This window comes from Microbacterium ginsengiterrae (assembly GCF_014205075.1).
In the GTDB taxonomy this organism is placed as follows: Bacteria; Actinomycetota; Actinomycetes; order Actinomycetales; family Microbacteriaceae; genus Microbacterium; species Microbacterium ginsengiterrae.
Window position 1 is genome coordinate 853,239 of sequence record NZ_JACHMU010000001.1, and the last position, 12,637, is coordinate 865,875.

The following is a 12,637-nucleotide window of genomic DNA, read 5'->3' on the forward strand; positions in this document are numbered from 1 at the left end:
GTCATCACCGCGCCATTTTGAACGAATGCGAAGGGGAGCCGAAGAGCCCCTGTGGACGGAACATCAGGAACACGGCGACGACCAAGTAGTAACTGAAGCCGCTGAGTCCGGGGGCGACGCGGAAGAGGATGCTCTCGATGATCCCCAGGCCGAGCGCGGCGATCAGAGCACCCGGAACCGAACCGAGGCCGCCGACGATGATCACGATGAATGCGGGGATCATGTAGTCGCTGCTGAGGGCCAGACCCTCGTCGATCGACGACACCGGCGTGATCAGCGCGCCGGCGACACCCGCGAGGAAGGCGCCGATCGCGAAGACCATCGTGGAAACGCGGCGGACCCGGATACCAAGGGCCATCGCCATGGTGCGATCTTGCGAGACCGCCCTCACACGCGCCCCGAGGGAGGTCTTGGTCAGCAGCAGCCACAGCCCCACGGCGATGACAACGCCGACGATCACCATCGCGGCGTCGTACTGGCTGATACGTGCACCGAGTACATCGAATGAGCCGTTCAGGCCTTTCGGGTAGGCGACCGTCTTCGGATTCGTTCCCCAGATGAGAATCGAGATTCCCGTCAACGCGAGGAACAGCGCGAACGCACCCAGGAAGCTCACGGTCGAGCCCGCCTTATAGAGCCTGCGGAAGACCGCGACTTCAGAAACGACACCGACCGCCATCACCCCCACGCCGGCGATCAGCAGTGACAGCAGGAACGATCCGATCGTGTCGGACTGCAGCGTGCTCGTGACGATGAACGCCCCGATGAGGAAGAAGGCGCCGTGCGCGAAGTTGAGCACGTGAAGCACGCCGTAGATCAGCGTGAGGCCGCTGGCGACGATGAAGACCGGCACGCCCTGCGCGACGCCTGCGATCACGACGGAGATGAAGTCACTCATTCGAGTTCCCATTCATTGAAAGAGCTCCCGTTCGGGTTGTCGGGGATGAGGAGCGGGGGCGCCGCCAGGTCGACGACCGGACGACGGCCCCGCTGAACAATCTCAGCCTGCGGGGACCAGCTTGCACTCGGTGATTCCCACGCCTTGCGGCGCATCGCTGTCTCCGGCGAGCACTGCGACGGTCGCCGCCCCGTTGCCCGCGTGGGTGTCGGCGTCGATCGTCATCTCCAGGCCCTGGGGCGTGTCGATGGTGAGGCCCTTCAGCGCCTCCTGGACCTTCGCCGTCTCGATGCTGTCGGCCTTCTCGATGGCGGCCGCGAGCAGCTGCACGGCGAGGTAACCCTGGTACGCACCGCTGTCCGGCTTCTCACCGGTGGCCGCCTCGAACGCTGATACGAACTCGTCGTTCTCGGGGGTGTCCTGACACGGGTAGAAGTAGTCGTGGACGTTCGTGATCGAAGGCGCCGCGCCGTCCATCGAGACTGCGGTCGGCCAGTACACGCCTGTCTGCGCGACGACGGCATAGTCATCGAGGATGCCCGTGGGAGCCGCCTGCTGCAGGAAGGCCGTCGTGCCGGCACCGTACACACCGAGGAACAGTCCGCGCTTCTCCTTGTCGGGGGTCGCCACCAGCCCAGCGATCTCGTTGCGGAGCGTCGTGGCGCCGACGGGTACCGCGTATCGCTCGCCCTCTTGGATCGCGTGGCCCAGCTCGTCCTCCATCGCACCCTTGGCGATGTCCCACGAGCTGCGCATGGCCGCGACGTCATAGGTGACGACATCCCAGGTGTCGACGTCCGGGTAGGCCTCGGCGAGGCTGGTCCCGATGGCGTTCGCCAGCGTGGTCATCTGCTGGCCGATCATGAAGAAGTTGTCCGTGATCGGCGGATCGACGAGATCGGGAGAGGTGCAGTGCGCTCCGATGAACGTCATGTCGAAGCGCTGAGCCGCTTCGGCGGAAGACTTGCAGAGGTCAGAGGTCTGCCCGCCGATTGCGAGAGAGACACCCTTGTCGTTCAGATCTCGGATGACCGTGGCGCTGCGTCCGGTGTCCAGCTGATCATCGGCCTCGACGAGCTCGATCTGCCACTTTCCGGCGATACCGCCCGCCTCGTTGATCTGTTCCGCGGCGACGGCAGCCCCCTCTCCTTCGAGTTCGGCGATCGCCGCCTGCACGCCGGTGAAGGGGAGCACGACGCCGATCTTGACCGTCTCGCCACCCCCATCGGCACTGCCGCCTTCGCCACCGGATGCGTCGGACCCGGCGCAAGCCGTGAGACCGAGCGTGATGACCGCCGCCGCGGCGATGGCGGTGGAGAGCCTCTTCGCTGTATTCCGCATTTCCTTCACGTGTCCCTTCGTTGTGAACCCTGAATCGATGCCATGTGCCGAAAGACGGTTGGGTCGTCTCCCGATGAATGCCGACACTCGTCGGCCGCATGCCTTTGAGGGCAGCCGTCTCTGTGCGTCGATGATGCAGACGCGCGTCGGGCGGGTAACCCCTTTTCACTTGATGCGCGCTCTCCGACGAGATGGAGCCCTTTCTCGACCACATCGGACAGGTGCACGCCTGCTTCAGGAACCAAGCGTTTGCTTGACCCTATTGTGGTGCCGTGAACCGTGTCAAGCAGCAACATCGACAGCGCGGCACGCGACCCAGCGGAACGGAAACCCCATCCGAGTGATGTCCTGTGCTTGAATGAACCAAGCAATCATTTGGTAGGAGATCAACGTGGATCAAATCGGCAGAATTCTCGAGCTGGCAGCTCGCCAACAGCCCGAACGCCCCGCCCTCAAGACCACTGATGGACTGTGCCGCACATATGCGGATCTCGACGAGCGGACCTCACGGCTCGCGAACGCTCTCGTCGACGCCGGATTCCAGACGGGAGACCGGATCGCCGCCTGGTCGAGCACCTGCCCGCAGTATCTCGAGCTTTATCTCGCGGTCGCGAAGGCAGGACTCGTGCTGGTCCCGCTGAACGCACTGTTCACGGTGCACGAGGCGGCTTACCTCCTGGACGACTCAGGCGCTGTCGCGATGTTCTTCTCGACCGAGAAGGAAGCGGACGCCCAGGAACTCGCGCGGGGCAGAGGTCTGCGCGGGCTCATCAGCTTCGGAGGCTGGCACGACTCCGAAAGTGATTTCGAGCGATTCCTTCACACCGGAGCCACGACGCGGCTGCCCGATCCAGACGAGAACGCGCTCTATGTCCTCTCATACACGAGCGGAACGACGGGACGCCCAAAAGGAGCAATGGTCACTCATCGCACGATGAAGAACACGATGCGGGTGAACGCGCACTCCTATCGAACGCCACTGGGAAGCGTTCTGCTCTACCACGCCAACATGTCGTTCGTCGCCACCGTCCTCGCCCTTCTTCTCGGCCACATCTTCGTTCGGGGCACCATCGTCATGCTGACTCCGGTCGCAGGACCGGAGTCCGTCATCGAGGCCATCGGACGAGAGAAGGCCAACTTCACTTTCATCCCTTCCCCCTGGATCGAGCCGATGACGACTCTCGTCGCGAAGTTCCCGCAGAGCTGGCAGCAGATGCGCTCCGTCGTCCATTCGGCCTCGAAAGCACCCGCCGAGGAACTTCGGCGCTGGCGCGACGCGGTCACCCACTGCTATCTCGAAGGCTGGGGCATGACGGAGGGCTCAGGGAGCCTCTTCACAGTGACGTCCGTCGACGACGCCACGATCGGCTCAGATGCGAAAGACTTCTACGCCTCCGTCGGCCGTCCGGTCCTCGATACGGTCGTCCGCGTCGTCGACGAGGACGGCAACGAACTCCCTCATGATGGCGAGACCGTCGGCGAGCTGGTCGTCTCCTCTCCGACACTCGTGACCGGGTACTGGAACAATGAGGAAGCCTCGCGCAAGTCGTTCCGGGACGGCTGGTTCTATTCGGGCGACCTCGGCGCGATCGATTCGGCCGGCTACATCTACATCGCCGAGCGTCGCACGGACCTCATCATCAGCGGCGGCATGAACATCTACCCGTCCGAGCTGGAGAACTGCATACGTGCCGCAGTAGGCGTAGCCGATGTGAGCGTCGTCGGAGTCCCCCACGAACGCTGGGGCGAGACGCCCGTCGCGTTCGTGGTCGCAACCGAAGGCCTCGCTGTGACGGAGGAGGACATCCTCCGACACTGCGCAACGTATCTGGCTCGCTACAAGCGCCCGTCCGAGATCCGCTTTCTCGACGCCTTGCCACGCAACGCGAGTCAGAAGGTGCTGCGCCGCGTGCTGCGCGAGAGCGTTGCACCCACTCGCTGAGACGCGCCCTCAGTTCAGTCCTCGAGACCCCCGGACCTCGCATCCCACATCGGGTGAGCTTCGGTGAGAAAGATCGGCGACGCCTCGAGATCGATGAAGTTCGGTTCATCGATCACGAGCGCCTTGATTGCTGCGCGCGCCGCCGGCTCGTGAAAAGTGGAGACGACATCGTCAGCGGCCTCGAACCAGAGCTCGACGACGCCGTCAAAAGGTTCGGGGGCACCGCGCGATGCACGGAGGGCATCGTTGACCGGAAACGACACGGTGTGGTTCTGCACGTACTTCACCGCACCCAACGCGCTGGCGCCACGTCGAGCGATGTCTGCATGGATTCCGTGCCAATGATCCTGGAACTCTTCGCGCGTCAGATCGGAACGGCGTCGAAGGCAGAAGAAGAGCTTGTACATGTGTCCTCCGTCGGTCACGGACGGCTCGGCAGGAAGGAGCCGACCATTGGTACCATAACAAGCAATCGCTTGGTATGGTACCAATTATGCGCATCGACACAACGCTCGTTGAAAAGGACCTGCTCGTTTCCGGCGAACGAGCCGTCGCCGCCGAGGCGGCGGGGCTCGACCGCGTGTGGTGCACGGAGACAGGCATCGACGTCTTCCTTCAGGCCTACGAGATCGCCCGAGAGACGGATGGCATCGAGATCGGGACGGCGATCGCCGTCGCACTCGCGCGCAATCCGATGACCGTCGCCTACTCTGCCTGGAGCATCGCCGACGCATCAGGCGGACGGTTCACCCTTGGTCTCGGCAGTCAGGTCAAGGCCCACATCGAACGACGCTTCTCAATGCCGTGGGGACGACCGGCAAACCAGATGAGGGAGTTCGTTCTGGCCCTCCGTGCGATCTGGGAGTCATGGCGGACCGGTGAACGGCTTTCCTTCGTGGGCGAGCACTACTCCCACACACTCATGAATGAGTTCTGGGCACCCAAGCCGCACACTCACGACATTCCGATACACCTGGCCGCGGTTGGCCCGAAGATGGTCGAGACCGCAGCAGAAGTGGCCGACGGCATCATTCTGCACGCCTTCACGAACAAGGAGTACCTCGAGACCGTGACCTTCCCCGCGATCGAGCGCGGTCTGGCCAGTTCCGAACGCACGATCGACGACCTCGAGATCTCGATCCCGCTGTTCATGATCATGGGAGACACGGCCGAAGAGCGCACCGCTCGCCGCGAGCAGGTGGCGATGCAGATCGCGTTCTACGGCTCGACGCCGTCGTACCTGCCCGTGCTCGAGGCGATCGGCAGAGCCGACCTGCAGCCGGACTTGGCGGCGCTTTCGAAGTCGCGAGAGACGCACCGCGCCCTCGAGGTGGTACCCGCTGACGTCATCGATCAGTTCGCGATCCAAGGACGCCCGGAGGACATGCCCGCGCTGGCTAAGGCGCATCTCGGAGACCGGGTCACACGGACCTCCTCATACTTCGGGTGGCCCGCTGTCGACCCCGATCGGCTCCACACCATCGCCGCGGACTTCCGGTCCGAGCGTTGAGGAGCCGCCTTCAGGCTGCTGTCGCGCGGACACCCACGCGACCGTGGTCCAGAACGAGGCGCGGCTCAGATTCCGCCCCTCGTGCATAGGCGCGGAAGAACGCCTCCGTCGCGCTCATACGCCAGATCCGGGTGGTCAGCGTGTCTCCGGGAAAGACAGGCGCAGTGAAGCTCGCTGTCATCTCGACGAGATCGGCGTCGTCACCGTCGCACAGCTCAGCCAGCAGGGCTCGCCCGGCGAAACCGTAGGTGCACAGGCCATGCAGGATCGGCGTCGAGAATCCTGCACGCTCTCGGGCGAACCACGGATCGCTGTGTAACGGATTGCGGTCGCCGGAGAGCCGGTACAGCAGAGCCTGGTTCGCCGGCACCGGCTGCGACGCCTCCGCATCGGCCTGCCTTTCGGGGAATTGGTGGCGATGCGTGCGAGCGCCCGCCGGGCCGCCGAAGCCACCTCCTCCTCGGAGCACGACCGTCGACCTCGTCTCCACGAGCATCTCGCCCGTCACGATGTCCAGAGCGCGCGCTACGAGCTCGACGATCGCATTTCCGCCCGGACCCTTGTCGACGACCGAATCGACGCGCGCCGTCACTTCGACCGCCCCCTCGACAGGGAGAGGCCGATGCACGTGCATGCTCTGTGCGCCATGAACGAGTTTCGACATGTCGATGTCGCCGAGTAGCGGGAGCGCGACGCTGGCATCTGCGATGATCACCGCGTAAGTCGGGAGCACTCTCTGCACGATGCCATGTGAGTTCTCCGTGACGAACGAAAGGTCGGACGCTCCCGCGCCCACCCCGAGCGAATAGAGCATCGAATCGCGACTCGTCCAGGAGAAGCGCTGCGGGGCCGTGGAGCGACCGATCGCCGCCGCGTCAATCACCATCGGAGCCTCCGGCGTACTTCGATAGAGCCGCACGGAATCGGCGGCGACCTGCAGCCTCGGCGATCCCCTCAGCCTCGTCGGCGAGTTGCTCCGTGAGCGTGGAGGATGTCGCGTCGCGCACGAGCCGCTTGGTCGTGCGGATCACGCCGCTTCCGACATCCAGTATCCGAGCGACGAGGCCGTCGATCCGCGTGTCGAGATCCGCATCGTCCACCACCTCAGTGGCAACGCCCAGTGCGACGGCAGCCTCGGCATCGAGTCGCCGGTTCGCCAGCAACAGGTCCAACGCGCGGCCCGGTCCGATGCGACGCGACAGCCCCCAGCTGACGCCGGCATCGGGCGACAGCCCCACGGCGCCATACCCGGGCGTCAGAGACGCGGAACGCCCCGCGATCACGATGTCCGCGACAAGAAGCAGACCGATCCCGCCTCCCGCCGCAGCCCCCTGCCAACGAGTGATGACGGGCACCTCCAGTTCATACAACGCCGCAATGCCGCGGTGCGCGAAGCCCGTCATACGAGTGATGGCGGCGGACGGGTCCTCGACGTGCGCCAGATCGGCGAGATCGCCACCGACACTGAAGTGTCGCCCGAGCGCGCGGATTACGACGACGTCGACTCGACCGGCGCAGGATGCTTCGGCGATCTGCTCAGCGGCGTGATCCAGATCCCGCACGAAACCCTCGTCCATGGGATTCGTCCCGTTGCGGCCCGAGAGTTCCAGAACCCCGACCCGACCTTCGAAGCGCGCGTCGACCCTCGCTTCCATGGCCTCAGTCCACGAGTTCGAGAATCGTGGCGTTCGCCTGCCCGCCGCCCTCGCACATGCTCTGCAGACCGAACCGACTTCCGGTGCGCCGCATCTCCGAGATCAGCGATGTCATGAGTCGCGTTCCGCTCGCACCGATCGGATGCCCGAGCGCGATCGCCCCGCCGTTGACGTTCACCCGATCCAGGTCCGCTCCGAGCTCGCGCTGCCACGCGAGGACGACCGAGGCGAAGGCCTCGTTGATCTCGACTACTCCGATGTCGTCGATTCCGAGGTCGGCACGCTCCAGCACTCGCTGAGTGGCCGGGATCGGACCAGTCAGCATCAGAATCGGATCCGATCCGACCACGGCGAGGTTGCGAATCTTGACCAGCGGCGTGAGACCGTACTCCTTGACCGCCCGCTCGCTCGCGACGAGCACCGCAGATGCGCCGTCAGAGATCTGGCTCGCAAGAGCGGCGGTGAGCCGTCCGTCCTCCTGTAGCGGAGCCAGTCCAGCCATCCGTTCGAGCGTCGTGTCCCGTCGGGGTCCCTCATCCTGCGTGATGCCACGGATGGGTGCGATCTCGTCGTCGAACCGCCCCGCATCGATCGCGGCGATGGCGCGACGGTGGCTCTCCAACGCGAAGCCCTCCATCTCCTCGCGGCTGACGTTCCACTGCCGAGCGATCTGCTCGGCGCCGTGGAACTGAGATACGGGCTGGTTGCCGTAGCGGGCACGCCATCCCTCCGATCCCTCGAACGGGTCTGCATCGAGATTCATCTGCGCGCCCAGCCCGGCGGCCGTCCCCATGGGGATCATGCTCATGTTCTGAACGCCACCGGCCACGATGAGATCGGCCGTGCCGCTCATGACGGCCTGCGCGGCAAAATGCACCGCCTGCTGAGATGAGCCGCACTGGCGGTCGAGGGTGACACCGGGCACGTGTGTGGGGAATCCCGCAGCCAACCACGCGGTTCGCGCGATGCACCCGGCCTGCGGACCCACGTTGTCGAGACACCCCAGGATGACGTCCTCCACGAGGGCCGGGTCGACCCCTGATCGATCGATCAACGCGGTGATCGCGTGTGCCGCCAGGTCCGCCGGGTGAATCTGCGCCAGTCCACCCCCGCGCTTGCCGACGGGGGTCCGGACTGATTCGACTATGTACGCCGTTGTCATCATCTTCCTCGATCTCGTGTGTCGTTCCGCCTGCCACCGGAGCGGTCAGGACTCGAGCTGTTTCCGCAGTACGTGTCGCAGCACCTTCTGACTCGCGTTGCGCGGCAGATCCTCGACGAAGCGCACGCTCGTCGGACGCTTGTACCGTGCCAGATACTGCGTGCAGTGGCTGACGATCGCCTGCTCGTCCAGCACCGCGTCCGTGTTCCGAACGATGAAGGCTACGGGCGTCTGTCCCCAGCGCTCGTGCGGGCCGCCGACGACCGCGACCTCGGACACCTCTGGCATCTCAGCGATGCAGGCCTCGACCTCCGACGGATAGACGTTCATTCCACCACTGACGATCAGATCATTCCGTCGCTCAGTGACGTAAACGAAGCCCTGTGCATCCATCGCTCCGAGATCACCGCTGTAGAACCATCCGTCGCGGAACGACTGCGCAGTGATCTCGTCGCGGTTCCAGTAGCCGACAACGAGGGCAGGAGAGTAAACCACCAGCTCGCCGACGCTGACACCATCGTGCGGGAGGTCCTCGCCGTTCTCGTCGACGATGCGGACTCCGCAGTCGATGGCGGCGCGGCCCGCGGACGCATAGAAATCGTCGGCGTCCGCCCCCTTCAACACGGAGTCGACGTCCGTGACGGTGAAAAGGCTCCCGGAACCCTCCGTCATCCCCCACCCCTCGAGGTAGCGGTGTCCGACGACCTCCGCCCAGCGTCGCATCTGGGCGGGCGGCGCCTTCGAGGTCGAATGCACGAAGGTGCGCACCTGCTGCCACTTGTCGGGATGCTGCCTCGCCAATTCGGTCATGGCTGGGATCCACGGGGTCGGCACGAATGTGAAGGTGATCTTCTCGCGCCCGATCGCCTCCATGACGGACTCGGGTCCGTCGACGTCGATCATCATCACGATCGTTCCGCGCACGAAGACGTGCGAGATGAGCAGTCCCAGCACCGTGGCGACGAAGGACATGTTCGAGTAGTACAGGCAGACGCTGCCGAGCGGCGTGCGATAGGAGTGGGCGTGGTTCCGCGCAGTGTTCTTCAAAGAGCGGTGTGTGACCATGGCCCCCTTCGGGCGCCCTGTCGTGCCACTGGTGTATGAGATGACGAAGAGTGCGTTCTCGTCCGGTTCGGGGGGCAGCACAACCGATCCTCCAGCGAGGAAGGTCTCGTACTCGCTGTCCGCCGCGTGCCAGTCGCCGAACTCAGGGAGGAGACGCAGACCGTGCTCGTCCGCGAGAGAGCGCGCTTTGTCCGCCTTGTCCGCCTCGTAGAAGAGCGCAACCGCCCCCGAGTCTCCGAGCTGGAATGACGCCTCGTGCTCGGTGAAGAGCGAGTTGACAGGCACGAGCACCAGACCGGCTTTGGCGACCGCGAAATACAGCTCCAGGTACTGCGGGCGGGTTCCGGACCATGCGGCGATCCTGTCCCCGGGGGAGAACCCGGCGCCCAGCAGCGAGTTCGCAAGTCGCGTCGTGCGCTCGTCGAACTCCGCATACGTGCGAGTCAGCCCGTCTGTCGTCTTCAACAGCACCCGCTCCGGGTGCTGCTGAGCCCCCGCGACGAGTACGCGTCCAATCTGATCCACAGTTCTCCTACCGTGCGTTCTTGCTCGCCCTGTTCAGCGCACCTGATAGACGTCGTACGCGACGATTCCGGCGGCGATGTCAATCGACCCCTTGCCCACGAACAATGAGCTGTTTAGCCAGGTATAGCGCGGATCGGCCGTCTCGAACGTGATCGCGGTATACATCGTCGATCCGTCGATTCCGGCAGAGGCATCGCCGCGACCTCGGTACTCCATGTAGAGGAAGGCACCGTCCTCGGTCTTGAGAGCCATCCTCACGTCCGGGATGGCTGTACCGTCTGGGCCGATGGTCAGCCAATCCGCCGCGGAATCGCCTCGCTGCGCGGCGGCGATGCGGTCGCCGACGAGCGATCCCTCCGTCACGCCCACCACGACGCGCTGTCCCAGCGGCGTCAGCCCGGCGAAGTCCGGCTTCGAGTTCGGCTTTGCGGTCAACTTCGCGAAATGAACCAGTTCCATGTCTCTCCTTCTCAAATACCGAGGATGTGAGCGGCGGACACCGCAGTCGTTCCCTTGATCAGACCGCCGCCGCACTGCACGAACGCACGACGGGCGTCAGCGATCTGCCGCTGTCCCGCACCGCCGCGGAGTTGCGTCACCGCCTCGTACACCTGGGCCATCCCGGTCGCACCGATCGGATGCCCTCGGGCCACCAGCCCTCCGGAGGGGTTGACGGGCATCTGCCCACCGAGTGTCGTGTGACCGGTCTCCGCCCACTTGACCTCATCGCCGGCCGGGCACAAGCCCGACTCCACCCAGGAGACGATCTCTCCCGGAGCGGTGGCATCGTGCAGCTCGGCGAAGTCCATGTCCTCGGGTCCCAGCCCAGACTGCTCCCACGCAGCCTGGGCTGAGAATTCGTGCGAGTCGGACGGGCCGGATGCGTCGGCAGGGAGTGAGCGCAGCTGCGATGCGAGGATCTGAACGTCCCCGTTCCGCCTGTCGAGGTCACCCCGAGTGATCACGGCTGCCGCCGCACCGTCGCCCACAGGGGAGCACATCAGCACGGTGAGCGGTCCGAGAACATGTCGTGCCGCGAGTATCTCTTCGACCGTGCGGGGGGTCCGGCGCTGCGCAAGCGGGTTGAGCGCCCCGTTCGCATGAGCCTTCGCCGCAACCTGCGCGAAGTTCTCGACGGAGACACCGCGCTCGCGGATCAGGAAGTCAGCCACCTTCGCATAGCGGTCGATGAATGGGCTGCGGGTGACGCCGGCACCCTCGCCGTAGTCTCTGAAGTCGACGTCCATGCCTCCCATGAACACCTCGAAGCTCTTCGCCTTGTCCTGCGAGTAGAGCTTCTCTGCGCCGACGACGAGAACAGTGTCATACTGACCGCCCGCCACGGAACTCCACCCGAGGTGCATGGCGTTGGCTCCGGTCGCGCAGGCGTTCTCGACATTGTTGACCGCCATGACGCCCGCCCCCATATGGTGGGTCACCGTCTCCCCGCGGATCGAGTTCTGACCGTGCATGATGCCGGCGCCGACGTTGCCGAAGAATACCGCCTGGATGTCGTCGAAGGTGACGCCGGCGTCCTTCATGGCCTCATCGATCGCCGATGCGGCAAGCTCTTTCAGGCTTGTCTCCTCGAACCGCCCCATTGGCGTCATGCCGACGCCCCGGACCACCGCTTCTCTCATGATCTGTCCTTCCCTCGAAGCGCGTCCCGCGCTGCGTAGCGTGCCTCGTAGCGGCCGTCGGCGGTACGACCGCCGTCGACGACAAGGCTCTGGCCTGTGATGAAGCTCGCATCGTCCGATGCCAGGAATGCAACCGCTGCCGCTGCCTCGTCCGGGCGCCCCTGCCGAAGCATCGGCTGCATCAGGTTTCGAGCCTCACGCTGTCCATCGGCGTCCCCGAAGCCGCTGCGCACCATGTCCGAGTCGATGACACCGAGAACGACAGTGTTGGCTCGGATGCCCCGATCTGCATAGCGCACGCCGAAATGTCGCGACACCGCAAGGAGCGACGCCTTCGTCGCCTCGTACGATAGTGAGTACCCACTGGAGATCAGTCCGGCCGTGGAGGACACGAAGACGAAGGAACCTCTGCCGCGCTCCATCATGCCGGGCAGCGCTGACTGCGCCACCAGCCAGTGCGAGCGGACGTTGATGTCCATCGCGAGCTGCCAGTCCTCTACGCTCTGCGCACGACCGGGTTGGTTACCCGAGACGCCGACGTTGCAGACGACCACGTCCAGAGGCCCAATCTCACGCTCGGCGTGCTCCACCAGAGATCGGCTCGACTCGACATCGGATGCGTCCGACTGGAGCGCAACGCCGCGTCCGCCTGGGAGCGCCGCCACGGTGTGCTCGGCGCGCACCAGATCGATGTCGGATACTGCGACGCGTGCGCCCTCGGTGGCGAGGCGGATGGCGATCTGCGCACCGTTCGCCTGCATGGCCGTCGACGACGCCGCTCCGCCGCCGACCACGAGGACTCGACGTCCCGCGAACCTGCCGTCCATCATCTCGACCTCCATTGGCCTACCAAGCGCTTGGCCGCTACAGTAGCATAATCAACGAAGGAGCGGAGTATC

Annotated in this window: 12 protein-coding genes; 2 read left to right on the plus strand and 10 right to left on the minus strand. The window is 64.9% G+C overall.

Annotation, left to right across the window (positions count from 1 at the left end; genetic code table 11):
• Positions 1-4 precede the first annotated feature (4 nt).
• The gene (locus HD600_RS04265) at positions 5-898 is read right to left on the minus strand and encodes a branched-chain amino acid ABC transporter permease (protein ID WP_184281751.1); all 894 of its coding nucleotides are present in this window, start codon (positions 896-898) and stop codon (positions 5-7) included.
• A gap of 102 nt (positions 899-1,000) precedes the next feature.
• Complete coding sequence (locus HD600_RS04270) at positions 1,001-2,239, minus strand: ABC transporter substrate-binding protein (RefSeq protein WP_184281753.1); 1,239 nt, start codon at positions 2,237-2,239, stop codon at positions 1,001-1,003.
• Between the two features lie 391 nt (positions 2,240-2,630).
• Here HD600_RS04270 and HD600_RS04275 point away from each other — a divergent pair, with 391 nt between their 5' ends.
• Positions 2,631-4,181, plus strand: coding sequence for a class I adenylate-forming enzyme family protein (locus HD600_RS04275; RefSeq protein ID WP_144793047.1), 1,551 nt, complete (start codon positions 2,631-2,633; stop codon positions 4,179-4,181).
• Positions 4,182-4,195: 14 nt separating this feature from the next.
• Here HD600_RS04275 and HD600_RS04280 read toward each other — a convergent pair whose 3' ends face one another.
• Positions 4,196-4,606, minus strand: a complete 411-nt coding sequence (locus tag HD600_RS04280; protein WP_184281755.1) for an EthD domain-containing protein — start codon at positions 4,604-4,606, stop codon at positions 4,196-4,198.
• Between the two features lie 68 nt (positions 4,607-4,674).
• Here HD600_RS04280 and HD600_RS04285 point away from each other — a divergent pair, with 68 nt between their 5' ends.
• Positions 4,675-5,691, plus strand: a complete 1,017-nt coding sequence (locus tag HD600_RS04285; RefSeq protein WP_184281757.1) for a TIGR03617 family F420-dependent LLM class oxidoreductase — start codon at positions 4,675-4,677, stop codon at positions 5,689-5,691.
• 10 nt (positions 5,692-5,701) lie between these two features.
• Here the strand turns inward: HD600_RS04285 and HD600_RS04290 are convergent, their stop codons facing one another.
• From HD600_RS04290 to HD600_RS04320, 7 genes are read right to left on the minus strand one after another with little or no spacing between them, the layout of a single operon-like run.
• Entirely contained in the window at positions 5,702-6,577 is an 876-nt protein-coding gene (locus HD600_RS04290; protein ID WP_144793056.1) for a MaoC/PaaZ C-terminal domain-containing protein, read from the minus strand.
• Positions 6,567-7,346, minus strand: coding sequence for an enoyl-CoA hydratase/isomerase family protein (locus tag HD600_RS04295; protein WP_144793059.1), 780 nt, complete (start codon positions 7,344-7,346; stop codon positions 6,567-6,569). Before HD600_RS04295 ends, HD600_RS04290 begins: the two co-directional genes overlap by 11 nt.
• 4 nt (positions 7,347-7,350) lie before the next feature.
• The gene (locus HD600_RS04300) at positions 7,351-8,508 is read right to left on the minus strand and encodes an acetyl-CoA C-acetyltransferase (RefSeq protein ID WP_144793062.1); all 1,158 of its coding nucleotides are present in this window, start codon (positions 8,506-8,508) and stop codon (positions 7,351-7,353) included.
• Between the two features lie 45 nt (positions 8,509-8,553).
• Positions 8,554-10,098: a class I adenylate-forming enzyme family protein gene (locus tag HD600_RS04305; protein WP_144793064.1), complete on the minus strand. Its 1,545-nt coding sequence runs from the start codon at positions 10,096-10,098 to the stop codon at positions 8,554-8,556.
• Between the two features lie 33 nt (positions 10,099-10,131).
• The gene (locus HD600_RS04310; protein WP_144793067.1) at positions 10,132-10,557 is read right to left on the minus strand and encodes a DUF3237 domain-containing protein; all 426 of its coding nucleotides are present in this window, start codon (positions 10,555-10,557) and stop codon (positions 10,132-10,134) included.
• A gap of 11 nt (positions 10,558-10,568) precedes the next feature.
• A complete protein-coding gene (locus HD600_RS04315) occupies positions 10,569-11,738 on the minus strand; it encodes a thiolase family protein (RefSeq protein ID WP_144793070.1) in 1,170 nt (389 codons plus the stop codon).
• The gene (locus HD600_RS04320; protein WP_184281759.1) at positions 11,735-12,568 is read right to left on the minus strand and encodes an SDR family NAD(P)-dependent oxidoreductase; all 834 of its coding nucleotides are present in this window, start codon (positions 12,566-12,568) and stop codon (positions 11,735-11,737) included. The genes HD600_RS04315 and HD600_RS04320 overlap by 4 nt, the downstream gene beginning before the upstream one ends.
• Between the last annotated feature and the right edge of the window lie 69 nt (positions 12,569-12,637).

Coding starts and splice junctions, on each gene's coding strand:
- HD600_RS04265 (WP_184281751.1), bottom strand. CDS start 898: ATGAGTGACTTCATCTCCGTCGTGATCGCAGGCGTCGCGCAGGGCGTG.
- HD600_RS04270 (WP_184281753.1), bottom strand. CDS start 2,239: ATGCGGAATACAGCGAAGAGGCTCTCCACCGCCATCGCCGCGGCGGCG.
- HD600_RS04285 (WP_184281757.1), top strand. CDS start 4,675: ATGCGCATCGACACAACGCTCGTTGAAAAGGACCTGCTCGTTTCCGGC.
- HD600_RS04290 (WP_144793056.1), bottom strand. CDS start 6,577: ATGGTGATTGACGCGGCGGCGATCGGTCGCTCCACGGCCCCGCAGCGC.
- HD600_RS04295 (WP_144793059.1), bottom strand. CDS start 7,346: ATGGAAGCGAGGGTCGACGCGCGCTTCGAAGGTCGGGTCGGGGTTCTG.
- HD600_RS04300 (WP_144793062.1), bottom strand. CDS start 8,508: ATGACAACGGCGTACATAGTCGAATCAGTCCGGACCCCCGTCGGCAAG.
- HD600_RS04310 (WP_144793067.1), bottom strand. CDS start 10,557: ATGGAACTGGTTCATTTCGCGAAGTTGACCGCAAAGCCGAACTCGAAG.
- HD600_RS04315 (WP_144793070.1), bottom strand. CDS start 11,738: ATGAGAGAAGCGGTGGTCCGGGGCGTCGGCATGACGCCAATGGGGCGG.
- HD600_RS04320 (WP_184281759.1), bottom strand. CDS start 12,568: ATGATGGACGGCAGGTTCGCGGGACGTCGAGTCCTCGTGGTCGGCGGC.